Annotated in this window: 25 protein-coding genes; 4 read left to right on the top strand and 21 right to left on the bottom strand. The window is 61.4% G+C overall.

Going from position 1 to position 24079, the window contains the following annotated elements:
- Positions 1 to 12: 12 nt before the first annotated feature.
- The 10 genes from ACR0K1_RS01695 to ACR0K1_RS01650 form a co-directional block, all read right to left on the bottom strand.
- On the bottom strand, positions 13 to 1329 hold the full coding sequence (locus ACR0K1_RS01695; protein WP_480848385.1) for an HlyD family type I secretion periplasmic adaptor subunit: 1317 nt from the start codon (positions 1327 to 1329) through the stop codon (positions 13 to 15).
- A complete protein-coding gene (locus ACR0K1_RS01690; protein ID WP_480848383.1) occupies positions 1329 to 3050 on the bottom strand; it encodes a type I secretion system permease/ATPase in 1722 nt (573 codons plus the stop codon). The genes ACR0K1_RS01695 and ACR0K1_RS01690 overlap by 1 nt, the downstream gene beginning before the upstream one ends.
- A 219-nt stretch (positions 3051 to 3269) precedes the next feature.
- Positions 3270 to 4394 (bottom strand): aminotransferase, encoded by a 1125-nt coding sequence (locus ACR0K1_RS01685; RefSeq protein WP_480848381.1) that lies wholly within the window; start codon positions 4392 to 4394, stop codon positions 3270 to 3272.
- 37 nt (positions 4395 to 4431) lie between these two features.
- Positions 4432 to 5454, bottom strand: coding sequence for an Ldh family oxidoreductase (locus tag ACR0K1_RS01680; RefSeq protein WP_480848378.1), 1023 nt, complete (start codon positions 5452 to 5454; stop codon positions 4432 to 4434).
- A 75-nt stretch (positions 5455 to 5529) separates the two neighbouring features.
- On the bottom strand, positions 5530 to 6282 hold the full coding sequence (locus ACR0K1_RS01675; protein WP_480848375.1) for an ABC transporter ATP-binding protein: 753 nt from the start codon (positions 6280 to 6282) through the stop codon (positions 5530 to 5532).
- 1 nt (position 6283) lies between these two features.
- A complete protein-coding gene (locus tag ACR0K1_RS01670) occupies positions 6284 to 7132 on the bottom strand; it encodes an ABC transporter ATP-binding protein (protein ID WP_480848373.1) in 849 nt (282 codons plus the stop codon).
- Complete coding sequence (locus tag ACR0K1_RS01665; protein ID WP_480848371.1) at positions 7129 to 8040, bottom strand: ABC transporter permease; 912 nt, start codon at positions 8038 to 8040, stop codon at positions 7129 to 7131. Before ACR0K1_RS01665 ends, ACR0K1_RS01670 begins: the two co-directional genes overlap by 4 nt.
- On the bottom strand, positions 8037 to 9095 hold the full coding sequence (locus ACR0K1_RS01660; protein ID WP_480848369.1) for an ABC transporter permease: 1059 nt from the start codon (positions 9093 to 9095) through the stop codon (positions 8037 to 8039). Before ACR0K1_RS01660 ends, ACR0K1_RS01665 begins: the two co-directional genes overlap by 4 nt.
- Positions 9096 to 10691 carry an ABC transporter substrate-binding protein gene (locus tag ACR0K1_RS01655; protein ID WP_480848367.1) on the bottom strand — a complete coding sequence of 532 codons (1596 nt, stop codon included), beginning with the start codon at positions 10689 to 10691 and terminating at the stop codon, positions 9096 to 9098. It abuts the gene before it with no gap.
- Positions 10692 to 10718: 27 nt separating this feature from the next.
- On the bottom strand, positions 10719 to 11774 hold the full coding sequence (locus tag ACR0K1_RS01650; RefSeq protein ID WP_480848365.1) for a dipeptidase: 1056 nt from the start codon (positions 11772 to 11774) through the stop codon (positions 10719 to 10721).
- Positions 11775 to 11895: 121 nt separating this feature from the next.
- On the opposite strand from ACR0K1_RS01650, the gene ACR0K1_RS01645 reads away from it, so the two are divergent.
- Positions 11896 to 12807 (top strand): LysR family transcriptional regulator, encoded by a 912-nt coding sequence (locus ACR0K1_RS01645; RefSeq protein ID WP_480611473.1) that lies wholly within the window; start codon positions 11896 to 11898, stop codon positions 12805 to 12807.
- Between the two features lie 6 nt (positions 12808 to 12813).
- Here ACR0K1_RS01645 and ACR0K1_RS01640 read toward each other — a convergent pair whose 3' ends face one another.
- From ACR0K1_RS01640 to ACR0K1_RS01595, 10 genes are all read right to left on the bottom strand, one after another.
- Positions 12814 to 13935, bottom strand: coding sequence for an energy transducer TonB (locus tag ACR0K1_RS01640; protein ID WP_480848362.1), 1122 nt, complete (start codon positions 13933 to 13935; stop codon positions 12814 to 12816).
- Positions 13932 to 14309 (bottom strand): ExbD/TolR family protein, encoded by a 378-nt coding sequence (locus tag ACR0K1_RS01635; RefSeq protein WP_480611475.1) that lies wholly within the window; start codon positions 14307 to 14309, stop codon positions 13932 to 13934. Before ACR0K1_RS01635 ends, ACR0K1_RS01640 begins: the two co-directional genes overlap by 4 nt.
- Positions 14310 to 14313: 4 nt before the next feature.
- The gene (locus ACR0K1_RS01630; protein WP_480611476.1) at positions 14314 to 14679 is read right to left on the bottom strand and encodes an ExbD/TolR family protein; all 366 of its coding nucleotides are present in this window, start codon (positions 14677 to 14679) and stop codon (positions 14314 to 14316) included.
- On the bottom strand, positions 14672 to 15337 hold the full coding sequence (locus ACR0K1_RS01625; protein WP_480611477.1) for a MotA/TolQ/ExbB proton channel family protein: 666 nt from the start codon (positions 15335 to 15337) through the stop codon (positions 14672 to 14674). The genes ACR0K1_RS01630 and ACR0K1_RS01625 overlap by 8 nt, the downstream gene beginning before the upstream one ends.
- The gene (locus ACR0K1_RS01620) at positions 15334 to 15768 is read right to left on the bottom strand and encodes a hypothetical protein (protein WP_480611478.1); all 435 of its coding nucleotides are present in this window, start codon (positions 15766 to 15768) and stop codon (positions 15334 to 15336) included. The genes ACR0K1_RS01625 and ACR0K1_RS01620 overlap by 4 nt, the downstream gene beginning before the upstream one ends.
- A gap of 163 nt (positions 15769 to 15931) precedes the next feature.
- Positions 15932 to 16495, bottom strand: coding sequence for a TetR/AcrR family transcriptional regulator (locus ACR0K1_RS01615; RefSeq protein ID WP_480611479.1), 564 nt, complete (start codon positions 16493 to 16495; stop codon positions 15932 to 15934).
- A 6-nt stretch (positions 16496 to 16501) separates the two neighbouring features.
- On the bottom strand, positions 16502 to 17563 hold the full coding sequence (locus ACR0K1_RS01610) for a flavin monoamine oxidase family protein (protein ID WP_480611480.1): 1062 nt from the start codon (positions 17561 to 17563) through the stop codon (positions 16502 to 16504).
- A gap of 3 nt (positions 17564 to 17566) precedes the next feature.
- Positions 17567 to 18250 (bottom strand): SDR family NAD(P)-dependent oxidoreductase, encoded by a 684-nt coding sequence (locus ACR0K1_RS01605; RefSeq protein ID WP_480848358.1) that lies wholly within the window; start codon positions 18248 to 18250, stop codon positions 17567 to 17569.
- 3 nt (positions 18251 to 18253) lie between these two features.
- Complete coding sequence (locus ACR0K1_RS01600; protein WP_480848356.1) at positions 18254 to 18922, bottom strand: cupin domain-containing protein; 669 nt, start codon at positions 18920 to 18922, stop codon at positions 18254 to 18256.
- 215 nt (positions 18923 to 19137) lie between these two features.
- Positions 19138 to 20922, bottom strand: coding sequence for an ABC transporter ATP-binding protein (locus ACR0K1_RS01595; RefSeq protein ID WP_480611483.1), 1785 nt, complete (start codon positions 20920 to 20922; stop codon positions 19138 to 19140).
- Between the two features lie 279 nt (positions 20923 to 21201).
- Here ACR0K1_RS01595 and ACR0K1_RS01590 point away from each other — a divergent pair, with 279 nt between their 5' ends.
- From ACR0K1_RS01590 to ACR0K1_RS01580, 3 genes are read left to right on the top strand one after another with little or no spacing between them, the layout of a single operon-like run.
- Complete coding sequence (locus ACR0K1_RS01590) at positions 21202 to 21369, top strand: hypothetical protein (protein WP_480611484.1); 168 nt, start codon at positions 21202 to 21204, stop codon at positions 21367 to 21369.
- A gap of 30 nt (positions 21370 to 21399) precedes the next feature.
- A complete protein-coding gene (locus ACR0K1_RS01585; RefSeq protein WP_480611485.1) occupies positions 21400 to 22200 on the top strand; it encodes a glycosyltransferase family 25 protein in 801 nt (266 codons plus the stop codon).
- A complete protein-coding gene (locus tag ACR0K1_RS01580) occupies positions 22197 to 23093 on the top strand; it encodes a hypothetical protein (RefSeq protein ID WP_480611486.1) in 897 nt (298 codons plus the stop codon). The genes ACR0K1_RS01585 and ACR0K1_RS01580 overlap by 4 nt, the downstream gene beginning before the upstream one ends.
- A gap of 50 nt (positions 23094 to 23143) precedes the next feature.
- Here the strand turns inward: ACR0K1_RS01580 and ACR0K1_RS01575 are convergent, their stop codons facing one another.
- Positions 23144 to 23884 (bottom strand): hypothetical protein, encoded by a 741-nt coding sequence (locus tag ACR0K1_RS01575; RefSeq protein ID WP_480848352.1) that lies wholly within the window; start codon positions 23882 to 23884, stop codon positions 23144 to 23146.
- Positions 23885 to 24079 lie beyond the last annotated feature (195 nt).

Raw genomic sequence — 24079 nt, 5'->3', positions numbered from 1 at the left:
CCGTTGGCCGGTTTATTCGCGGAAAGCGCGGTTGAAGTAATCGGCCATCGGTTTCACCAGATAGGACAGCGGTGTGCGTTCGTCGGTCTTGATCATGGTCTCGACCGGCATGCCGGGCAGCAGTTCCTGGCCGTTCAGCCGTTCGATCTGGCCGTCGTCCGGGGCGACCTCGGCCCTGTAAAAGGTGAAGCCGGTCTGCTCGTCGGTGAACGTATCGGCTGAGACGTTGACCACATGGCCGTCCAATTCCGGGGTCTCGCGCTGATTGAAGGCGGAAAAGCGCAGGGCGACGGGCTGACCGACATGCAACTGGTCCACGTGGATCGCATCCACACGCGCGGCAACAAGCAAAGGCGTGTCCTGCGGCACCACATACAGCATCGGCTCGCCAGGTTGAATAACGGATTGCAGGGCAAAGACCTGACTGTCGTAGACGCGGCCTGTGACCGGCGCGCGAATATCGAGCCGCGACAGGCGCTCGGCCAGCGACAGGCGCCGCTCGGCCAGTTCGGCGATCTGGGTCTGGACCTCGCGCAGAGTGGTGATCGCCTCTTCGCGCCGTGTGGCGGACAGTTCGACGATCTCGATCTCGGTCGCGGCGATCTGGCCTTTCAGACGCGCCACCGCCGCTTCAAGCCTGCCGATTTCGCCGGTCAGGCTGGCCTCTTCGCGTTGCAGGGCCAGAACCCGGCTGACTTGCGTCAGGCCACGGTCCAGCAGGCTTTGCTGATCGTCCAGTTCCTCCCGAATAAGTTCGACCTGACGGCGCAGGGATACCAGTTGCGCTTCGGTGCCTTCGATCTCGCTTTCGATCTGGACTAGTTGCTTGCTCAACTGTTCCGTCTGCTTGTTCTTCGTTTCCAGCCGCGCATCGAACAGGCTTTGCTGTCCGGCGATCAGATCAGACGCGATGTCGTATTCCTGCTGCACGTCACCCAGCCGTGACGCCAGTTGGTCCGAGTTTTCCCCGTCGCGCTCGGCTTCCAGCCGGGCCCTGCGCGCCAGAAGTTCGAACAGTTGGGTTTCGACGATTGTCTGTTCCGAGGACAGGAACGTGTCGTCCAACCGCAGCAGCATGTCGCCCTCGGCTACTACATCGCCATCGCGGACGAAAATCTCGCCGACAACGCCGCCATCGGGGTGTTCCACCACCTGCCGGTTGCTTTGCACCTCGATCACGCCTGACGACACGATGGCACCTGCAAGCTGTGTTTTGATGGACCAGATGCCCAGCCCACCGACCAGAATGGCCAGCGCGGCAAATCCGACCAGCGCGGGCACGGTGATCCGCCAGACGGGGCGGGCTTTCTGTTTGGTCTGAGCGGGCATCATTCACCTACCTGGCTGAGCTTGCGCTTGATCGCGCCTGCATTCTGCACCATCGCGTTCAGCACCTCGTCCCGGCTGCCGAATTTCACCACCTGACCCTTTTCGACCACCGCCAGATCGTCACATTCGGAAATCGCCTGCGGCCTGTGGGTCATGATGATCGCCGCCTTGCCTTCGGCTTTCAGCCCGCGCACGGCGGCATTCAGCGCCTCGGTCCCGTCCGCATCCAGCGCCGAGTTCGGTTCGTCCAGGATCAGCAATACCGGATCGCCATAAAGCGCCCGCGCCAGCGCGATGCGCTGTTTCTGGCCGCCGGACAACTGGCTGTCATTGCCTTCCAGAAAGGTGTCATAGCCCTTTTCCAGCGTCAGGATCAGGTCATGCGCCTTGGCTTTCTTGGCAGCCTCAACAACCGCCTGAGGGTCCGGGTTTTCGGACATGCGGGCGATGTTTTCGGCAACGGTGCCGTTAAACAGCGTGACCGTTTGCGGCAGATAACCGATGTGGTGGCCCAGATCGTCAGGGTCATACTGGTCCAGCGTAGCACCCCCCAGCCGGATCTCGCCTGCTGCCGGTTGCCACAGGCCCAGCAGGGCCTTTGCCAGCGTCGTCTTGCCGGACCCGCTTTTCCCGATGACGCCAAGCGCCTTGCCGGGCTCAAGCCGCAGGCTGACATTGCGCAGCGTCGGGGTCGATGCACCGGGCGGGATGACAGTCAGGGTTTTGGCCGTCAGGCGCGCGGCAGGGGTCGGCAGCTTGGTACGGGGCCGTTCCGGCGGGGTCTGATCCAGAAACCGGCTGAGCGATATCCACGCCGTCCGCGTGCGTTCGATCATGCCCCATTGACCCACGGCCTGTTCCACCGGAGCCAGCGCGCGGCCCAGCAGAATCGAACCGGCAATCATTGCACCCGGCGTCAGCTCGTTCTGCAACACCAGATAGGCACCCAGCGCCAGCATGGCCGATTGCAAAAACAGCCGCAGCGATTTGGTCAGGGAGGTAAAGCTGCCGGTCCAGTCGCTGGCCGCGATGGTCTGGTGCAGCGCGTCCGAACGCTGGTTCAGCCAGCGTTTGGTCACGTCCTCCTGCATGCCTTGCGAGCGGACAACCTCGGCCGCCTGCCGGGCGTGCTCGGCAAAGGCATTAGCCCGCGCCGACGAGGTCTGCGCCTCGGCCACTTTGCGATGGGTCAGCGCCTGGTTCAGCAGGGCGATGACGATCAGCAACCCTCCGCCCGCTACGGCCAGCCAGCCGAGCAAGGGATGGAACAGGAAGATCGCGGCCAGAAAGACCGGGGTCCACGGGACATCCATCACTGCAAGTAACACGGGTGAGGCGCAAAGCCTTTGAATCGTTTCAAGATCCCGCAAGGCGGTTGCCGGGGCGGACCGGGTCTGCGGGATCAGGGACCGGCGCAGGGTGGCGTCGAAAACCCGTTCGTCCAGTTGCGACTGGAAGCGGGCCCCGAACCGCGCCACGATCCGGCCACGGGCGAAATCCAGCATCGCCATCAGCCCGTAGAGCAGGGCAACCAGCAGGAACAGGGCGGTCAGCGTTTCAACGGCGCGCGAGCCCAGAACCCGGTCATAGACCTGCAGCATGAACAGGGGGCCGGTCAGCATCAGCAGGTTGACGAATATGCTGAACAGAAAGGCCAGTCCCAGAAAGGTTATGCCCTGATTGCGCACATTGTGCAGTTCATGACGGGGGGCCGCAGACATACGGGTATTCGGTTTCAAGGTTTTTCTTCCGCAACAGGCAGTGGGAGATCAGAGAGACCCGCGATTTAAGGCGGGCCCTTGACCTTTCCAACACGGTATATCCACTCCGGCAAGAAACCGCGAATGAAAAGACCCGGCCAAGGCGTTTTTTGGCCGGTTGTGGCGGCAAAAGTGAACTGCCGCAGCGTTTCATTCGGCAGGGGCGGGCACTTAACGCAGTCAGGATCGCTGTGCGGACAAAAACCCAGACACGCGTTTCAGACCTTGCCGCAGAATCTCGGGGTTGTTGGCGTAGCCGATGCGGACATACCCTTCCATGTTCAGCGCCGCGCCCGGCGTGAACAGAACGCCAGTGTCCTGCAGCAATTGGACGCAGAAGTCCCGCGAACTGATCGGAAGATCGTATTTCAGCAATGCCGTGGTGCCCGAACGGGGTGGAACCCATGAAATCCCCGGTTCGTGATTCACCCAGTCCCGCAGGATCGCCAGATTGCCACGGGTGATCTGCTGACTGCGCGCCAGCAGCTTGTCGCGGTTCTCCAAAGCCAGTGCTGCAAAGTGATCGTCGATCATCCCGACCGCGATGGTGTCGTAGTCGCGGTGGATCGTCACCGCCTCGATCACCTCGCGCGGGGCGGTGATCCAGCCCAGCCGGAGCCCGGCCAGCGAATAGGCCTTGGACACTCCGGCGGTGCTGATGCCATTTTCGTAGATATCCGCGATCGAGGCCGTCATGCCCGACCCGTCCTGATCGGTGCCTCGATAGACCTCGTCACACAGAATCCAGGCGTCCGCGGCGCGGGCGATCTCGGCGATCTGTTCTAGCATCGCCCGATCCATCAGCGCGCCGGTCGGGTTGTTGGGATTGTTGATGGCAATCAGGCGGGTTTCCGGCTCGACCAAGGCGCGCAATTCGTCCAGATCCGGCAGAAACCCGTTTTCTTCGCCCAGGTGCAGGTGATGCACGTCAGCCCCGATGCTGGCCGGTATCGAATAATGCTGCTGGTAGGTCGGCACCACGGCCACCACGCGATCACCTGCCGAGACCAGAGTCTTGTGCACCAGCATATTCGCGCCAATCGTGCCATGGGTGACGATGGTGTTTTCCGGGGCCTGCCGGTCGTACAGCGCCGCAATTGCACGGCGCAGCCGGTCCGAACCTTCGATGGCCCCATAGGTCATCTTCATGTCCAGCAGGTCGGACAGATCGGTGGCGTTGCGACCTGTCAGCGCCAGAAGTTCCTGAATTGTCAGGCTTTCGACGCAGGTTTCGGCCAGGTTCCAGTCGCATCTGGTTTCCCATTCGTTCATCCAGATTTCGACGCCGAAAGGTTCAATATGCATTCGGGTGGTTCCTTACTCACTGCCGCAGGGGCGTTACTTAACGCCCGACCCTAAGCGCGTCGAGAGCGGTCAGAATATCAGTGCTAATGGGCACGCCATTGGCCTCGGCATCGGCGCGGGTTTTTAGCCGCCCGTCGCCGGGCACCCGGGCCTGCCCGTTGCCTTCGATCTCGGCGCAGATGCGCGTGACGTAATCGTCAAAGGCCGGATTGCCGAAGCGGGTCGGGTCCAGCGCGATCAGGGTTGCGCCGCCCTTGATGTTGAGCGCGTCGTGTGCCTCGCGGTCAGCGTTGTCGACAGCCAGTGTGCCGCCAGCCAAAGCCGCGCCCAGAACCTCGACCAGAAAGGCGATGGCTGCGCCTTTGTGCGCGCCAAAAGGCAGCATAGACCGCGTTTCCAGTATGGCTTCCGGGTCCGTCGTCGGCTGGCCATGGGCGTCCAGACCCGAGGGCTGTTTCAACGCGCGATCTTCGGCAGCGGCCAGCTTGATTTCCAGCAGGGCCGCGGTGGACGAGGCCTGATCCCAAACAATCGGCGCGCCGCCCTCTCGCGGGCAGGCGAAGGCCATCGGGTTGGTGCCAAAGACCGGCCTTTCACCGCCATGGGGCACCACCAGGGCAAGCGAGTTGATGACGGCAATGGCCAGAAGCCCTTGCTCGGCCAAGGGTTCCGTATCGAACCGCAGGGCCCCCAGATGGTGGCAATTGGCACAGGTGAAGGCGGCGATCCCGTTTTCGCGGGCCGTCGAGATCAATTCCGCGCGCGCTACGCGGGCGGCAATCTGATAATAGCCGTTATCGGCATCGCCCCGCAGCACCCCCGGCGCGATGCGGGTCACGGTGGGCGAGGCGGCGGGATTGGCGTAGCCGGACGTGAAGCTTTGCACATAGGCGGGCAGGTTGCGCAGCCCGTGGCTGCGCGGTCCGTCCCGCTCGGACAGCATGATGATATCCGCAATCACGTCGCTGCCATGGTCGTCCATCCCGGCGGAGGTCAGAAAAGATTTGGCCAGGTCCCGAATTTCGGTGAGCGAAAGCTGTTTTGTTGATGCGTCTGTCACGTGATGCCTCATGTCTGATATTGGGTGGATGCCCGACCGTACCGGCCACCATACACCGATCCCCTGAACTTGAAATCACTGAGGCGCGACCGAGGCTTTTAGCAATTCCTGCGAATAGGGGTGTATCGGCGTCCCGGAGCGCAACGTGTCGGCGGTCATGACCTCGACGATTTCTCCGTTTCGCATCACCGCAAGCTGGTCGCACATATGTGCAATCACCGGCAGGTCGTGAGACACCATCAGATAGGTCAGGTTGCGCCGGGCCCGCAGATTGGTCAGCAAGTTGAGCACCTCGGCCTGCACACTCACGTCAAGGGCCGATGTGGGTTCGTCCAGCAGCAGGATATCCGGCTCGCCCGCCAAGGCCCGGGCGATGGCGACGCGCTGGCGCTGGCCGCCGGAAAGCTGATGCGGATAGCGGAACCGGAACCGCTGCCCCAGACCGACGTCGTTCAGCAGGGTCATCACCCGCTCGTCAATGTCGCCCATTCCGTGCAGGCTGAGGGTCTCGCTTAGAACCTGATCGACCGTGTGCCGGGGATGGAGCGAGGCATAGGGGTCCTGAAACACCATCTGCACGGTCCGAAAAAACGCCTGGTCCCGTTTGGCGCCGGACAGATCGCGGCCTTCCACGCAAATCCTGCCGGACCATTGCGGGGCCAATCCGGTGATCGCGCGCAGAATAGTCGATTTGCCCGATCCGCTTTCGCCGACAAGGCCGAAGCTTTCGCCCTCCATCACTGAAAACGCGGCATCCCTGACCGCATCCACGCGGTCATGGGCACCGCCGAACCAGACATTCAGACCTTGGATATCGAGTGCGGTCATCTTACCCCCTGACACTTGGCGCATCCGCCCAGGACGGGTCGCGGGTCAGAACGCTCAGATGATCGCGCTTTTCGTCCAACCGGGGCAGGGAATTCAGCAAACCTTGGGTATAGGGATGCGTCGCTTCGTGCAGCTTGTTGGCCTGACAGACTTCGACAATGCGCCCGGAATACATGATGAGCACCCGGTCGCAGAATTCGGACACCAGATTCAGGTCATGGCTGATAAAGATCAGACCCATCCCGCGTTCTTTCACAAGCCCGTCCATGATATTCAGAACCTGCCGTTGAACGCTGACATCCAGTGCTGAGGTCGGTTCGTCCGCGATCAGAATCTTCGGGCTGGGGATCAGCATCATCGCGATCATGATGCGCTGTCCCATGCCGCCCGAGACTTCGTGCGGGTAGGACCGCATGACCCGTTCGGGGTCGCGGATCGACACATCCTGCAACATCTCGATGGCCTTCTTCCGCGCCGCCTGCCGCGAGCCGGAATTGTGCTGCAGATAGGCCTCCATGATCTGTTCGCCGACCGTGACGACCGGATTGAGCGAGAATTTGGGGTCCTGCATGACCATCGAAATCTGCTTGCCGCGTACTGACCGCATCTCGCGCTCATCCAGCGTCAGCAAGTCGCGGCCTTCCAGATTGATGTGGCTCGCTTCGACAATCCCGGGCTTGCGGATCAGCCGCAAGATCGCGCGCCCGGTCATGGATTTGCCCGAGCCGCTTTCGCCCACGATGCCCAACCGCTCGCGCCGAAGCGAGAACGACACGCCGCGCACCGCGTCGAATACGCCCTGCCGGGTTGGAAACCGAACCCACAGGTCCTCGACATCCAGCAGGGTCATTGGCCACCGTCCTTTGGGTCCAGAACGTCCCGCAGCCCGTCGCCCAGCAGGTTGAAGGCCAGCGAAACCGTAAAGATCGCCAGCCCCGGCACGGTGGCGACCCACCAGTGATCCAGAATGAACCGGCGGCCCTCGGATATCATTGCACCCCATTCCGGGCTGGGCGGCTGCGCGCCCAGACCCAGAAAGCCCAGACCGGCGGCGGCCAGAATGATCCCCGCCATATCAAGCGTCACGCGGACGATCAGGGATGAGATACACAGAGGCCAGATATGGCGGGTGATGATCCGCAACGGCCCCGCGCCCTGCAGGCGGATCGCGTTGATATAGTCGGCTGAGCGGATGGTCAGCGTCTCGGCCCGCGCCATGCGGGCATAGGGCGGCCATGCGGTCAGTGAAATCGCAAGCACCGCGTTTTCGATGCCCGCGCCAAGGGCGGCCACGAAAGCCAGCGCCAGAACCAGACGCGGGAAAGCCAGGAAGATATCGGTGATCCGCATCAAGATCACATCCACCCAACCGCCTGCATAGCCCGCGACCGTTCCCACTAGCAGCCCCGCAACCGGTGCGATCAGCGCAACCAGCGCCACGATGTAAAGCGTGATGCGCGCGCCATGGATCAGGCGCGACAGGATATCCCGGCCCAGACTGTCGGTGCCCAGCAAATGCCCCTCGGTCCCGATGGGTTTCAGGCGGCTGGACAGGTCCTGAACAAAGGGGTCATGCGGGGCCAGAATGGGGGCCAGGATGGCCGTGAAAATCAGTACGATCAGGATGGTCAGGCCAACCATCGCCATCGAGTTGGACCGCAGATTCAGCCAGCCTTTGTAAAGGCTCGACAATCTGGCATGACGGCGCGAGGTCGGCGCGTCGGTCAGCAGCCATTGTTTCAGGGTCAGATCGCTCATTTCGACCTCGGGTCCAGGAACCGGTAGAGCAGGTCGGAAAAGATGTTCAGGCAGATGAAGATCAGCCCGACCACAACCGTGCCCCCCAGAACGGCATTCATATCCGCACTCAGCAGGGCGGTGGTGATATAGCTGCCGATGCCGGGCCAGCTGAATATGATCTCGGTCAAAACCGACCCTTCCAGCAGGTTCGCATAGCTCAGCGCGATCACGGTGATCAGTTGCACGCGGATGTTCTTGAACGCATGGCGCCAGATCACCTGCCGCTCGGACAGGCCCTTGACGCGCGCGGTGATGACATATTCGGCCGAGAGCTGTTCCAGCATGAAGGACCGCGTCATCCGGCTTATATAGGCCAGCGAGTAATAGCCCAGCAGAGCCGCAGGCAGAATGATGTGAGACATTGCGTTGCGGAACACATCCCAGTCCCGCGCCAGCGCGCTGTCCACAAGGATCAGGCCGGTGCGCGTGGGCACGATGTCCTGATAGAATATGTCCAGACGGCCCGGCCCGCCGACCCAGCCGAGAATTCCGTAAAACACCAGCAGGCCCATCAGGCCCAGCCAGAAGATCGGCATCGAATAGCCCACCAGCGCCACGACCCGGGCGATCTGGTCGATCCATGAGCCCCGTTTGACGGCGGCAATCACGCCCAGTGGCACGCCGATCAGGATGCCGATCAGCACCCCAAGCGTGGCCAGTTCCAGCGTTGCCGGAAAGACGCGGGCGATATCTTCGGACACCGGTCGCGCGTTCAGCAGCGAGTCGCCGAAATCGCCCTGCAGCACGTCGCGCAGATAGTACCAGAACTGCACCAGCAGCGGCTTGTCGAGGCCAAGCTCCTGATACACCGCATCATAGGTCGATTGCGACGCGCGCTCGCCGACGATGGCCAGCACCGGGTCGATGGGCATCACGCGACCGATGATGAAGGTCACGAACAACAGGCCAAGCATGGTAATCGCAATGGTGCCCAGCGTCGCCAATATGCTTCTGGCCCAATGGAGGAGAGGCGCCGAACGGCGCCCCCCCTGAGGTCTTTCGGCCAACGCCATTTACTTGGTCACCTGCCAATACGAGGCCGAGGTGATCGCCTGACCGGTCGAAAAGTCGGTCACGTTATCGCGCAGCGCCGATTGCTCGATCTGCTGGAACATCACGACAAAGGGCGATGTATCGCGGAACAGTGCCTGAATGTCTTTGTACATATCGGCGCGTTTCGCGGTGTCATTCTCGGTCACGGCAGCAGCGGTCATCTCGGTCAACCCGCCGGTATCCCACGAGTTCCGCCAGGCCAACAGACCGGTGGCATTGGCCGCGTCCGAGTTGTCGGGGTTATAGGCAAACGTGCCCGCATTGGTCTGCGGATCGGGATAGTCTGGCCCCCATGCGCCCAGATACACGTCCAGTTCCCGCGCGCGGTAGCGGGCGAGGATCTGCTTGGCGGTGCCCACGGTGATATTCATCTTGATCCCGACCTGACCCAGCGCGTTCTGCAGCGCCTGCGCGATCTCGATACGTTCCTGCGCTTCGCGCACGCCGACTTCGATCTCAAGGCCACTGACACCCGCTTCGTCCAGCAGGGATTTGGCTTTTTCGACGTCGAAGGTGAACGGGTTGTTGTCCGAGGCCCCCAGATAGGTTTGCGGCAGGAAATTCTGATGGATCGTGTACTGACCCTTCAGGAAACTGTCGCGCATGCCTTCATAGTCGATCAGATACTTGAACGCCTGACGGACCTGCGGTTTGCTGAGTTCGGGGTGTTTCTGGTTCAGCGAGACATACATCAGACGGCCTTTCAGCTCGTCCGCGATGCGGATCCCTTCGGACGAGGACACACCGGCCACATCCTCGGGGTTCAGGTTGCGGGCAACGTCGATGTCACCGCGTTCCAGCAGCAGGCGCTGGCTGGCGCTTTCCTGAACATGTCGCACGACCACACGCTCCATCGCCGGAGCGCCCAGATAGAAATCCGGGTTGGATTGCAGCGTAACGCTTTCATTCGGCTTCCAGCTGACCAGCGAATAAGCCCCCGACCCGGCCGAGTTGGTCTTGAGCCACTCGTTGCCCAGATCGCCGTCCTTGTCGTGCTCCATCACCGTCTTCTTGTCGACGATGCCGCCAATGGTGGCGGTCAGGCAGTTCAGCACGAAAGAAGTCGCATAAGGCTTGTCGGTCGTGATGGTCACGGTGTCACCATCCGCGACGATTGTCTGCTCGACGTTTTCCGGCGTGAAGCCGAACTGGGTCAGGATAAAGGCAGGCGTTTTGTTCAGAATGATCGCGCGGCTGAGCGAGAACTGCACATCCTCTGCCGTCACCGGATTGCCGGAATGAAAGCTCAGCCCTTCGCGGATTTTGAAGGTGATGGATTTGCCGTCCTCGGACACCGTCCAGCTTTCGGCAATCTCGGGCTGGAACCCGGCGTCGAGGTTCAGCGGGTCGAAATTGACCAGCTTCTGATAGACGTTCCGGCTGACATCCGAGCCTGCGAATTCAAAGCTTTCCGCCGGGTCCAGCGTGGTGATGTCGTCGATCCGGTTGGCGATAACCAGCATGTTGGGCGGCGTTTCGGCAATCGCCGCGTTCGATGTCACGGCCAGCGCCAAGCTTAGCGCGGCCCCGGTAAGTAATCTGTTGAATGCGTTCATTTTGTCCTCTCTGTCATTTGGTTTTGGTCACGATCCCCAGGTCTTTTCCAGAACCCGCAACCAGTTCTCATGGCAGAGCTTCTTGACGAGCTCTTCGCCGTATCCATGCCGCAGCATGGCATCCCGTAATTGAGGCAGCATCGAGATATCGGTGATCTCATCCGGTACGATGGCCCCGTCATAGTCCGAGCCCAGCCCGACCCGATCCTCGCCCAGTATCCCCATCAGGTGATCCAGATGCCGCATCACCTGAACTAAGTGCACATCCGGCAACATTCGCCCGTCTTCGCGCAGGAACGCGGCAGCGAAGTTCAGGCCGACCATCCCGTCACTTTCGGCGATGGTGCGCAGCTGATCGTCGGTCAGGTTGCGGGTATGGGGGCAAATGGCGTGGGCGTTGGAATGGGTGGCGACCAGCGGCGCCTCGGAATGGCGGGCCACGTCCCAGAACCCCCGTTCGTTGAGGTGCGACAGGTCCAGCATGATGCCCAGATCATTGCACCGGCGCACCAATCTGAGGCCGTGATCGGTCAACCCGTCGCCAGTGTCCGGCCCCGAAGGGTATCTGAACGGAACCCCGTGGCCGAAGATGTTTGGCCTGCTCCAGACCGGCCCGATCGACCGCAGGCCCGCAGCATGGAACACGTCCAGCGCGTGCAGATCGGTATCGATGGCCTCGGCCCCTTCGATGTGAAGGATCGCGGCGATCCGGTTATCCGCGATGCAGGTGCGAATATCGGCTGCCGACCGCACCACGCGCAGCGCGTCCAGACGTTCCAGTTCGAACAGGATGGCCGCCTGGCTCAGGGCCGAGGGCAGGGCGTCTTCGGCATCGATCTGATCCGGCAGCGGCAGGTCGTATTCCGGCTGCACCATCTCTTCCATCTTGGCGTCCGCATCCATCGGCGATGGCACCCAGATGGCAAAGAAGCCCCCGGCAAAGCCGCCGGTCCGCGCCTTGGGCAAGTCAATCGCACCATCGAGGCCGGACAGGAACCGTTTGGCCCCGGCCAGCCCGCCAGCTTTGGCAAGCTTTGACAGGACATCGTTGTGGCCGTCAAAGATCGGGGGTGTGGAAGTCATCATTGTGTGGCCGCAAAAAGTCTCATTTCGACACACGCTAACAGACCGGATCATCATTGTTGCCAAAAAATTCAATGAGTTTTACTCATTGATCTAGTCGCTTTCATGAGGGTCCGTCGCGATGGGAAAGCCCAGAAACTGGCATTCGCTGCCCGAGTATCAGGCCCTGCGTGCGTTGATGCAGGCGGGAACAACAGCGGCGGCAGCGCGCCAGCTTGGCCTGTCGCAATCTGCGGTCAGCCGGTCGATCGGCAGCCTCGAATCCCGATTGGGTAAGACATTGTTCGAACGCGATGCGGGGCGGCTGCGGCCGACGCAAGAGGCGGTTCGCCTCAACATGCGGCTTGATCCGCTGTTCGAGGCGCTGGACCGCATCGACGGCCCCAGCGAAACAGTGCAGGAAACCCTGCGACTTGTCGCACCACCCAGCTACGCCCATCGCTATCTGGTGTCGCTGATCGCCAGCTTTCTGCGCGGGAACCCGGGGTTCTTTGTCAATCTGGAAGTCACGACATCGGATATGGTGACGCTTGGCGTGCTGGAAAACCGGGCCGATCTGGCGGTGACAGGGATCGAGCAAAGCCGGGCAGGGATCAAACTCATCCCCTTTCGCGCGTCGCCTGCGGTCTGTGTGATGCGGCCAGAACACGCCCTTGCGCAGCGCGATGTGTTGACGCCATCGGACCTGCATCAGCAGGAATTGATTGCCCTGACATACCGGCATGGACGTCGGGGCCAGCTTGACCGATTGCTGCATCAGGCCCGTGCCGAACCCCATATTGTAGCCGAGGTATCCACCTCATTCGCAGCAGCCGATCTGGCGCGCGAGGGGTTGGGGCTGGCCGTCATCAATCCCTTCCCGGTCTACATGTACCGCGCGCCCGATCTGGCCTTTGTCCGGTTTGACTCGCCCATGCGCTACCGGGGGCATTTTGTCGTGTCCGACCAGCGCCCGATCCCGCGCATCGCGCGGGCGTTCATGCGGCACCTCCGGCTGAACACGCCGCCCGATCCGTTCTCGGAGCGCAACTAGCGCCGGTTATCCCCCCGGCGGGCTGTTCTGGTAATAGAATGACAGCTTCCGGCTGACCCCACCCGGCGGCGGCGGGAAGGGCGCGGCGACGCGCACTTGTTCCCGTGCCGCGCGCTCCACATCCGGCGAGCCCGAACTGCGGATGATATCGACCCAGGCCAGCGAGCCATCCGGGTCGATCTGGAAAAACACCTGCGCATACCCGCGAGCCTTTACAAAAACCGGCGGCGCGCGATTGAGATGCACAAGCACCCGACCGGCATAGTTCGTCTCGTTCGCATTTCCGGGACCACGGCCCCCGGACCGTGTGCCCGAGTCGCTGCGGGTAAAGGCATCAAGCCCTTCCCGGCGATAGACGGTCAGCGGCGAGTCGATGGTTTGTTCGGGGAATTTCAGATTGTCGAAATTCCTCAGGTTTTGGGGCGTGCCCTGCGGCGTTGTCTGTGGTCTGCGATCAGGAAGGCGCGGGCGGATCGAGGCGGTCACGGCCTGCTTGGACTCGGTTTCTTCGGTGTCCTCGGGCGTCGGCTCGGCAGAGATGTCCGGTTCAACCGCGTCACGCTCCAGCGGGATCACAGGCACTGCCGTGACCTCGGGCGCTGGCAGTGCGGCCAGTTGTTCGGGTGCGACCGGTGCCTCGGCTGGGGCTTCGACGGTTGCATCTGGCGTGCCCTGCGGGACCTCAGCGACAGTTTCGGGCTCGACCGGAGGGGTTTCGGTTGCCTCATCGCTGGCACTTTCTTCGCTGTCGGGCTGGCCGACAGGCTCGATCACCTCGGGTTCCGGCGCTTCCGGCTGGGCAATCTGCGAGGTTCCCGTGTCGGGCGCGAACACCCGCTGCGGATCGGGCGAGGCCACCTTGGCCTGACTGGTCGGTATCTCGGCGGGTTCGGGTTCCGGCGGGGTTTCAACCGGAGGTTCCGGGGTTTCCGCCTGTTCCGGTTCGACCGGTTCAGACGGGGTTTCGGCAAGGTCTTCGAAACTGTTGCCCAAAGCCACCGTGTCGGGTGCGGTTTCCGTGGTCTGCGGCGCGGCCAGATTGGGTGCGGTCATGCTCAGGCCAAGGATATGCACAACAAGTGACACCAAGGCGGCCACCACGGCGACGAAAACCGACCGGCGGATCATTCCAGAGCCTGCTCGGTGACGAGAAACACAGACGATGCGCCCAGCCTGCGCAGCGCCCCCGCGACCTTGATCAGCCGCGGGCCGGGGGCGTTCCGGTCGGGCAGGATGCGCACGGGCCCGTCCTGATGGATAGCCATGTAGCGTTCCGGATCGGTCGGCGTGCCGCGAAAGCTGAGCGTGCCATCCTGATGCAGGATCAGCGCATCGGGCGGCTCACGCCCCTCAAGCTCGGCAGTGTCCACGAGGTCAAGATCGGGATCCAGCGGCGGGGCCACGGTGCCGGCGATCAGAAAGAACACCAGCATCAGGAACACAACGTTGATCAGCGGAATGGTCGAATCGCGGGACCGGCGGGGGCGGGCGTGGCGGATCATGGCCTTACTCCAACACCGTCACGGTCAGCCCATCGCGTCCACGCAATGGCACCAGCAGGTCCACCAGCCGCTGGGCCGAGGTCTCGGTATCAAGGCTGATCAGGACCTGTCCGGTTTCGACCTGTGCGACCAGCTCGTCCAGCGTCACCGGCGCGCCGTTCAGCGCCAGCCGGTCGGGGCCAAGCTGTACAAATACACGCTCGGTAGTATCGCCCGAGGCCGCGTTGCCCGCCGTTGCATTGCTTAGCTCGATCTCGGCAAACCGTGAAAAGGTCGAGGTCAGCATGAAGAACAGCAACAAAAGAAAGATCACGTCGATCAGGGGCGTCATCGCCATGCGGCGCCGGATAAAGGGGGCCGGGTTACGCATGTTCCGGTGCGGTTCCGGGGCGTCCAGCGCCCGCCACTTCATGCAGGGCATGGCCGGGCACCAGAATGGTGCGCAGGGCCTTGTCGGCAAAAACCCTTTCCCGCGCAGTGCGGCTTTCGAACCACGACAGCACCATCGACGTGGGCATCGCCACCGCCAGCCCCACGGCGGTTGTCACCAGCGCGACCCAGATGCCGCCCGCAAGAAGCGACGGATCGACCGATGAGCCAGAGGTCTGAAGGCTGCGAAACGCTTCGATCATGCCCAGAACCGTGCCGAACAGCCCAAGCAGGGGCGCAAGCTGGGCAACCGTGTCGAGCAGGCGGAACCCGCGTTCCAGCCCTGCAAGCGCAAGGCCTGCTTCGGCGTCCAGCCGGTCATCGAGGCCTGGCGTGTCCGGCGCATCCATCGCAGCACTGACAATGGGCGCAAGATAGCTGCCGCTTTTGGTAAGATGCGCGCGGGCGGCTGCCCGGTCGCCTGCATCCCAGGCGGCCAGTGCTTCGGACAGGACCTTGTGCCGCCCGACGCCACAGGCCGCGAATTGCCACAGCTTGTAGATCGTCACCGCCAGTGTCAGCACGGACATGACGATCAGGATGGCGACAACAGGCCCGCCGAGGGCCAGAATTTCACGAAACGCGTCAAGAATGCTCATCCCAGAAGCTCCACATCCACACGGCTGCTCAGCGACAGCGATTGCTGACAGATATCGCTTTCCGCGCCGTTGACCACGCAAGAGTTCGCCCCGTTGATCAGCGCCTGCCCGACATCGGCGCAAGCCGTGCCGGACAGGTCGAACTGGCGCACACGGGGGCGGTCAGCGGGCAGGTCGCGGAAGTCAAACAGGGACAGGCTCATCACACCGCCGTTGGCGTCAAAGATCACCGTCTCGAACACGGCTTTCTCGATGGGGGTTCCGGTCTGGTTTCGGGCCAGAAAGGTCAGTCGGCAGGCCTGGCCCGCGTCTTGTACCGTGTTCAGTTCCAGAAACAGGCCCGAACCGGTGGTTTCGGCCTCCTGGGCCGTGGCCGCAATCGGTGATGCTCCGGCAAGCAGGGCCGCAAATGCGAAGGGACGAAACGACATCAAGGGGCTCTCCTGACTACAGGGCGCGGAATGTGAAGGCCCGCGATGCTCCGCTGGCGCTGTATCCGTCATATCCAAGTAGACGCATGGGTGAAAGGGTGGCCGACGCCATTGTGACCCGACGCGTGAGCGGTGTCTTGCCAGAGGTGTTGCAGCGGCGTGATCAAAGACGAGAGGTCAGGATATCGACCGCCGCATCGAAACTCGCCACGTTTTCTTCGGCGCGGGCAGACAGATGCGCGCCTTCGAGCAGGGCCAGCGTCGCGCGGGCATCGGCGGTCGGGTTGGTAACGCCCCGGATCGTTCCGTCTTGCCGCCCAAGTTCGAAGACCGCAGTGATCCGTTGTATCATCATTGCCCTGAACGTCCTGATCTTTTCGATCACCTCGTCCGACAGGCTTTCGCGGCCGCAGATGAGCGATACACACAGGCACAGCGTTTCGCCTCCGTTCAGCGCCTTGCGATAGAGCGTAATCATGGCGCGCAGACGTTCGGCACCGGTTTTGTACTGGCTTTCGATGCCGGTGCACTGGTCGTCCATCGCTGCGTGGTAGCGTTCCATCAACGCGGCGGACAGGGCGGCTTTGGTCGGGAAGTGATAGTGGATCGAGGCTTTGCGGATGCCGACCGCTTCGGCCAGATCGGCATAGCTGAAACCATCGAACCCCCGCGCCCGCGCGGCGCGTTCAGCAACGTCCAGCAAGGCTGTTTTGGTGTCTGTTGTCATGGCGGATCAGACCCTTTCCAATGCGATACGGGCCAACGCGGTCTCTGCCGCCTCCAGGGCCCCTTCGATATAGCCGCCGAACTGAACCGCGACCTCGGTGCCGCCAAAAATCAGCCGGTCGCCCCAGATATCTTTCAGCGCGTGTGGAAGCCCATACCGAGGATGGGCGTATAGCGGCTGCAGATCCCGCTCGGTCGAGGTGAATGGGTCAAAAGCCCAGTCCTTGATGCTGAGCGACAGAGGGTTAGCGGCTTCGGGTCCGAACAGGCGGACCAGTTGCGCCCCGATCAGTTGGCGCAGCATCGGCTCGTCCAGACGCGTTTGCGGGGGCGTGCCGACAAATCCGAACAGGGCATAGGGGCCGTCCTTCGCGGGCGAGGCATCGTGGATTTCCACCATCGGGCCCCGGCGGCTTGTCGCGTCACCGGACAGGCCAGCCTTGCGCCAGAAGGGGGTTTCGTAAACGGCGACGGCTTTGGCCTGACCAGCCATCCATGTGGCGACCCCGGTCATCGCGGCGACGGTCTGGTCGGGGAGGGTTGGGGAAAAGGCGATGTTCGTAGCGACCCGAGGCGGCAGGGCCATCACAACCTGTTGTGCGTGGAAGATCAAACCGTTGCGGGCGGTTGCGGTAACTCCGTCGCTTGATTTTGAAAGTGCGTCGATGGGAGTGGAAAGGTGCAAACGCCCCTCCGGAATTTCGGCGGCCAGCGCATCAATCAAGGCCCCAAACCCCTGTTTCAAACGATACGACCCCTGCATCGAGGCAAAGCCCCGTCCGCGTTCGACCTGCCCGCGCTCATCTTCGAAACTCAGCGCGCCTTCGTAGTATTGTTCGAACCACTCCAGCCCCAGCCGTTCGATCAGCGCGGCGATCCGCGGCTGACCGGGCCAGAACCATGTCGGGCCCAGATCGAACTGGCCGCCGCCCAATTGCCGGGTCAGGATACGCCCGCCCAGCCGGTCCCGCGCTTCGACCAGCAGGAAATCCCGGCCTTCCCGGGCCAGTTGTGAGGCGAGGCTGAGCCCCGACAACCCCGCGCCGATGATGAGCGTTTGGGTACGCATCGTTCAGAACCCTTCTGTGGCCGGGCGCAGATCCAGTTCGTGGGTCCAGGTCGACGGGGGCTGGTGGGCCAGTTGCCAATAGACCTCGGCGATCTCGTCCGTCTTCATCATCTTGGCCGGGTCAAGACTGTGCAGCCCGCGCGATCTGGCGGTGTCGATGATGCCATCCAGAATCACATGCGCCACATGCACGCCCGCTGGCTGGTATTCGCGCGCCAGAGATTGCGTCAGCCCCCGCAGCGCAAACTTGGCTGAGGCAAAAGCGGAAAACCGCGCCCCGCCGCGCAGCGAGGCTGTGGCACCGGAAACGATCAGCGTACCTCCGCCACCGCTGACCATAGGTTGCAGGACAGACTGGCCCAGTACGACCAGCGACTGGACCATGGATTTCCACGTCCGCTGATAGTCTGAAAGGGAGGTTTCGGCGAAAGGCGCGATCACCAGTTCCGCAGTGTTGTGGACAACGATCTTTGGCGGGCCATGCGCTGCGATCAGATCGGCGACCACGGGGCCAACGGCATCGGGGTCAGAAACATCAAGTTGATGAAACGCACCGACCGGATTGTCCGGCGTCGTGCGGCCCAGACCCACGGCGGTCATGCCGCCGGCCTGAAACCGGGCGAGCAGGCTCTGGCCAAGGCCTGCCCCGGCCCCAGCGACAAGTGCGAGTGGCTTTTCGGCAGGCATGGATCAAACCTCCGGTGCTTTGGCAAAGGGCAAGTGGCCGGTCTTCATCCAGACCTTGGCACCGTCCGGTCCCGCGATTGCGGACAGCGGCTCACCTTCGGGCAGGCGCAGCCAGTCGTTCTTGGTCAATGCATCGCCGCCGGTCGTCATCGAGCCATCGATGACCAGCAGTTCGATGCCTCCGGTCGCGTCGGACGCGAGCGACGCGCCGGGGTCGAGATGGCTGTAGGTGACAATCTCGCGCGCGTCTTCGTGCAGGGTTGCGGTAGCGATGCCATTCTTGGGCGCGGCCAGTTCATCGGCCATGGTTTTGCGGAACTGGGTGCGGTCCTCCATGTCAAACTGCCAGAGTTTGACAAAGATCGTGCAGCCCGGCGCGGACCCCGGCGTATGCTGCGAGGTTGGCGGGTTTCGCACATAGGTGCCCGCCGGGAAATCTCCGTGTTCGTCCTGAAACACGCCGTCCAGCACGATGAACTCCTCACCGCCCGTATGGGTATGGGCCGAGAATTTGCTGCCCGGCGCGTAGCGGACAATGGTTGTCGCGCGGGCGACCTCACCTCCGATCCGGTCCAGCATGCGCCGGTCCACGCCTTTCATGGGCGAGGGCTGCCATTCAAGCTGATCCGAGTGAACAACGACGCGGGAGGAAAAGTCCGAGTTGAGTTCCATGGGTCTATGTTCCTTTGGCTGGTTGCGGGCGGTTCAGACTGCACGCGACGGGCGTGTCGCCTTTTGGGGTTTGAACTATACCTACTAATAGGTAGGCAGATTTGCAATTGAAAGGAATACAAAATTCCGGCTTTCACGGATTTGTGTGCCTAAAGCCTGTTTATTTGGCCACCGAATGGCCGAACCCAAAGTCGGTGAAGCAAACCGGACCGCAGTTACTCTGCGACTTCCGGGGTCGAGTCGTGTTTTTTGAACTGCTGATCGAACAGGCGGCGGAAGTTGCCGTCCAACTGCATCAATTCATCCAGATTGCCCTGTTCGACAATGGCACCGTCCTGTACCACCATGATCTGATCCGCTTCCAGAATGGTCGACAGGCGGTGCGCGATCACGATCACGGTCACGTCCTTTGTCAGAGCGTCCAAAGCGTTCTTGACCAGCGATTCCGATTCCGCATCGAGCGCACTGGTGGCTTCGTCCAGCAGCAAAATTTCGGCATTGCGCAGAATGGCGCGGGCAATCGCGATGCGCTGTTTCTGGCCCCCGGACAGGAAGGTTCCGTTTTCGCCAACCGGCGTGTCGTAGCCCTGGGGCAGATCGCTGATAAAGTCATGGGCATGCGCGGCTTTCGCGGCCTCGATCACCTCTTCATCTGATGCGTCGGGCGCCGAGCAGCGCAGGTTCTCCATCACCGATGTCGAGAACAGGAATGTATCCTGACCGACATAAGAGATTTTGCGGCGCAACGAGGGAAAACTGACCTCACGCAGGTCCTGCCCATCGATCTCCACACTGCCCTGATCGGGGTCATAGAACCGCATGATGAGACCAAAAATGGTCGATTTGCCGCCGCCGGACTGACCCACCAGCGCGGTGGTCTTTTTGGCCTCGAATTTCAGGTTCATCTCCTGAATTACCGGAACGGCGCCGTGATAGCCAAACGTGACGTCGCGCAAGGCAATCTCGCCCGGACCTTTTTGCAGATCATGCGCGTCCGGGCTTTCCTGCATGGTGTCTTCCTGATCCAGCAATCCAAACAGCATGCCGACACCGACCATGCAGGCTTCGATCTGGACCCGCATCTTCGAGAGGCGCTTGGCGGGCTCATAAGCCATCAGCAACGCTGTGATGAACGACATCAACTGGCCCGCCGAGGGCTGTTCGCTACCGGCGATTCCCATGGTGCTGACGACTAGAACGCCAGCGACCGCGAGCCCTGCCAGAAACTCCATCAGAGGGCTGGCGATGGACTGCAATCTGGCGATGTCGTTGGATCGTTTTTCGACCGATCGGATCGCCGTCTCCATGCGTGTTATCATCCGGTCCTCAAGGGAAAAGACCTTGATCACCTTGATGCCGCTGGATGTCTCCTGAAGAACGCGGATGATTTCGGCCAGAGATTTGAACTCGGCCTGCATGATCGCGCGCACGCTTTTCAACAGGTAACGCACGCCCAGCAACGCGACCGGTCCCACGATGAAGAACATGACCGAAAGAACCGGCTGCTGGTAGACCATGACGACAACAAGCCCGACCAGGGTCAAAGCGTCCCGGACAAAGCCGGTGACCAGAACGTCGATCAATCGGCGCGCCATTTGCGCGCCGTTGGTCGTGCGCATCAAAAGATCAGAGGATTCGTTGGCACTGAAAAACGCAACACCATGCTTGAGCAGCTTGCGGTAAACACGTTCCTGCTGCGCCGCAACAATGCGGTTGCCCGCACGGGCGAGGTACATGGCCTGAACGTAGGACGCCAGAGCCTTTGCAAGGAACAGACCCACCACGCCCAGAGCAATCACATGGGCCCAGCCCCGCATATCGGGGCTGGTCATCGCATCGACGATATACTCCATCATGTACGCAGACCCGGCGGTCGTAACGGCAACGATGACCATTGCAAAAATGGCAATGCCGTACAGCCCGCCCTGCGCATAGAAGCTTTCGCCGATCAGTCGGCCCATATAGCCCGATCGCCATTCGTTCCAGGCGCGCTTTACCATTGCATTCTCCAGATCGTAAAACCGTGCTCTCGCTCAGATAACCTATATTCCTGTCTGCCAAAAGTGCAGATGATGCGAGGCTGTAGCCCGGAAGGAACATAAGCCGTGCTTTGTCCGGGACTCAGACAGGTTAGATAGATGCGGGCACTTGGTAACACAAGCATTTCGGCAAGAAATTGGTTGATCCGCCAGATTCCCAACCGGACGCGGAAAGCCCGCTCGGCCGCAGGGGGCGAAAAACTCAGGATCCCGCTAGGTGTTTGATTTTGATACTTCAATATGGTAATTCTTGCCGGGATCATTGCGGCGTTCCACCGCTGTCAAAATCGCCCGTTTTTTTCCGGGTGGCCGGTGACAACGGCGGAAATTCGCCGCGATGCAGAGAAAACGGTTATTTGGCGAAAGATCGCTTTTTATCCTCTTGCTCGTACCCTGCTTGCTGCTTAGTAACGCTTGGGATTTTTTGGTGAAAGTTCGGTGTCGATCAGGACCTTTATTCTAAGCCTGCCAGAGGATGCGGAACGGCGACGTTTCTGCAGGGATGAACTGACTCATCTTGATCTGCAGCATGAGTTTACGGATGCAATTTCCGGCGACCAGCTGGAAGAGGCTGATCTGCGGCGCATTTATGATGCCGATATGAACCGCAGCAAGTTCAAACGCCCGCTCAGCCGCAGCGAGGTTGCCTGTACGCTGGGGCATCGTCAGATCTGGCAGAGGGTCGCGGACAGTCCCAATTCGGTAAGCCTTGTGCTTGAGGATGATGCCACATTCGTTCAGGACCCCAGACCTTTCCTGGACGCGATAGATCAGTGCGCCGAGTGTTTCGAAGATGTCATGATCAAACTCGACGGGGTGTCTGACCGAAACGCCCGCGTTCTCAGGAAAGTTGGCGATCAAAGTCTGGTTCTGTCTGACCGTTTGCCGCCACGCACCACCGGGTATGTCCTTGGGCGCAAGGCCGCCGCGCGGCTCGTCGAGCTTGCCGCGCCGATTGCGCGGCCGATCGATATCGATCTGAAATTCTACTGGGAGCACGAGATACCGATCCTCACACTCGTCGAGCAGATGGTGGAAGAGCGTGAGACCTTCAGCAGTACGATCGAACCTTGCCGGACCGCGACCAAAACAGGATCGTCTTTCAGCAGGTTTGTGCGGAACTTGGTCTATCAGGCCAAATACACCCACGGACGGTTGAGCCATCCCCTGCGCCCTGACATGATCGAGGGGCTCGGCCCGATACTTCGCCCTGAATCCCAGGTCCAGACGCGGTCATGAAAAAGAACCTCGTCGTCGTGCGCGCAGGCAGCCAGTCGCTGCATTCCCGCTGGCAGGACATTCCTTATGAGGACCGGAGTTTCGATCTTCTGATCAGTTTCTTTTCAGACGAGGCGTTTGCGCAATTCTCCCCCGAGCCGGGTGTCGAAGCCGTTTTGGTCAAGGGTGGTAAGTGGGATGGGCTGTACCAGACGCTCAGGAATCGGGACCTGACCCAGTACGACTACTTCTGGTTGCCGGATGATGATCTGGATATCAGCGCGCAGGACGTGAATGCCCTGTTCCGGGCCATGCAGGTCTACGGCCTGCGCATCGCACAACCGTCACTGAGCCCCGAGAGCTATTTTTCCCACTTTGTCTTCAGCCAGTGCCCCGGTTTCGTGCTGAGATACACGAACTATATCGAAATCATGGCTCCCTGCCTGCACCGGGACATCCTGACCAAGGCCCTGCCGCTGTTTCAGGGCACAATGAGCGGGTACGGTTTGGACTACATCTGGTGCCGCTGGGCCGAAGCCGGTGCGTTTCGCGCGGCGATTCTGGATGAAATCGCGATGCACCACACGCGGCCCGTCGGCAAAAACCTGAAGGTCGCAATGGCCGACAAGGGCAATCTGAGCTCGGAAGAGGAAGAGGCGGTTCTGAAAAACATGTTCGACCTGTCGCGCCGCACCGTGCCAATCGTCTTCGCGGCGATACTGCAAGGCGGGCAACCGATCTCGGGCCGGTTTCAGGTCGGCTGGCGCATGTGCCGGAACTGGATGTCGGTTCTGCCGAGCTTCCGCAGCGCGCAGGAGGCTCGGGCCGGAATCTTCAAGATCGCTCGCCGGCAATTGAGCAAGCCGTTGGACATGTCCACGATTTCGATGAAGACAAACCCCGACTCGATCTGACTGCTGGCCTTTCTGGACGTTTGCCGCCAGACCGGAACTCAGGTCGCACCTCAGATCAGGTTGAGGCTTACATCCCAATCCAGGGCCTGAACACGCAGGGAGTCTCCGGCTGCAACCGGGACAGCCGGGCTAAGGCCACCCGTTGCAACCCATTGCCCCGGCAGCAACGGCGCGTCAAAATTCGCCGCCACCCGAAGAAACTCGAAAGCGGCCCCCAGTGGACCATTGGGCAGATTGGTGGAACTGCCGGATGGGGTTTCTGTTCCGTTGTGCCATGTGCGGGATGAAAATTCCTGCTTCAAGGCAGTTTGATCGAATGGAGTGATCCCGGTGATCCAAAGCGCGCCTGCTCCGGCCCTGTCCACGATCTGGCCGTTCAGAATCGGTTTCAGCGCTTCGGGAAGAACCGATGCCGGAATTTCGAACCCGATTGCCATGCGGGAAAACTCCATATCGCCTGCCGCGCTGGTGCCGCGCGTAAGCTCCAGCATGATCTCGGGCTCGGCCAGCGGCGCATTGAGATGCGCAACCGGAACGGACGCAGTTTCCAGGAACACTTCGTCCGGATGCAGCGGGCCAATGAAGCTGTCTGTGTTCTGAAACACTTTCCGCGACCATGGATTGGCCCCGCCGACTTTCCATGCCGCGATATTTTTCATTTGCGCAAAGCTGACGGCATATGCATCGGACATGCTGTCGGGGATGTCTGACTCGTCCAGCAGAGCGGGGCGCCCCGCTGTTCGGGCTTGCGAGAGCGCTGCGCGAATGTGTTCTGACCGTTTCTGATCCATAAATTCTCTGCAATTCATTGTGTCTGGTCATCCATAGCTTCGAACAGACGTAACGCAAGCGAAGTTTCTCTCAAATCGTGCGGGTTGATGCCCGGGACGGACTTCCAACTTGCGCCGGTTTTGCAGCCTGATATGGTCGGCGCGGTTTGGCGTTCCGGCTGTATCGCACGGTTTCGGAACGTTGCTGGGCGCTGC

The organism is Ruegeria sp. F5 (assembly GCF_056533845.1).
The sequence above is the reverse complement of the archived record's forward strand: the minus strand, read 5'-3'. Positions and strand labels throughout refer to the sequence as shown.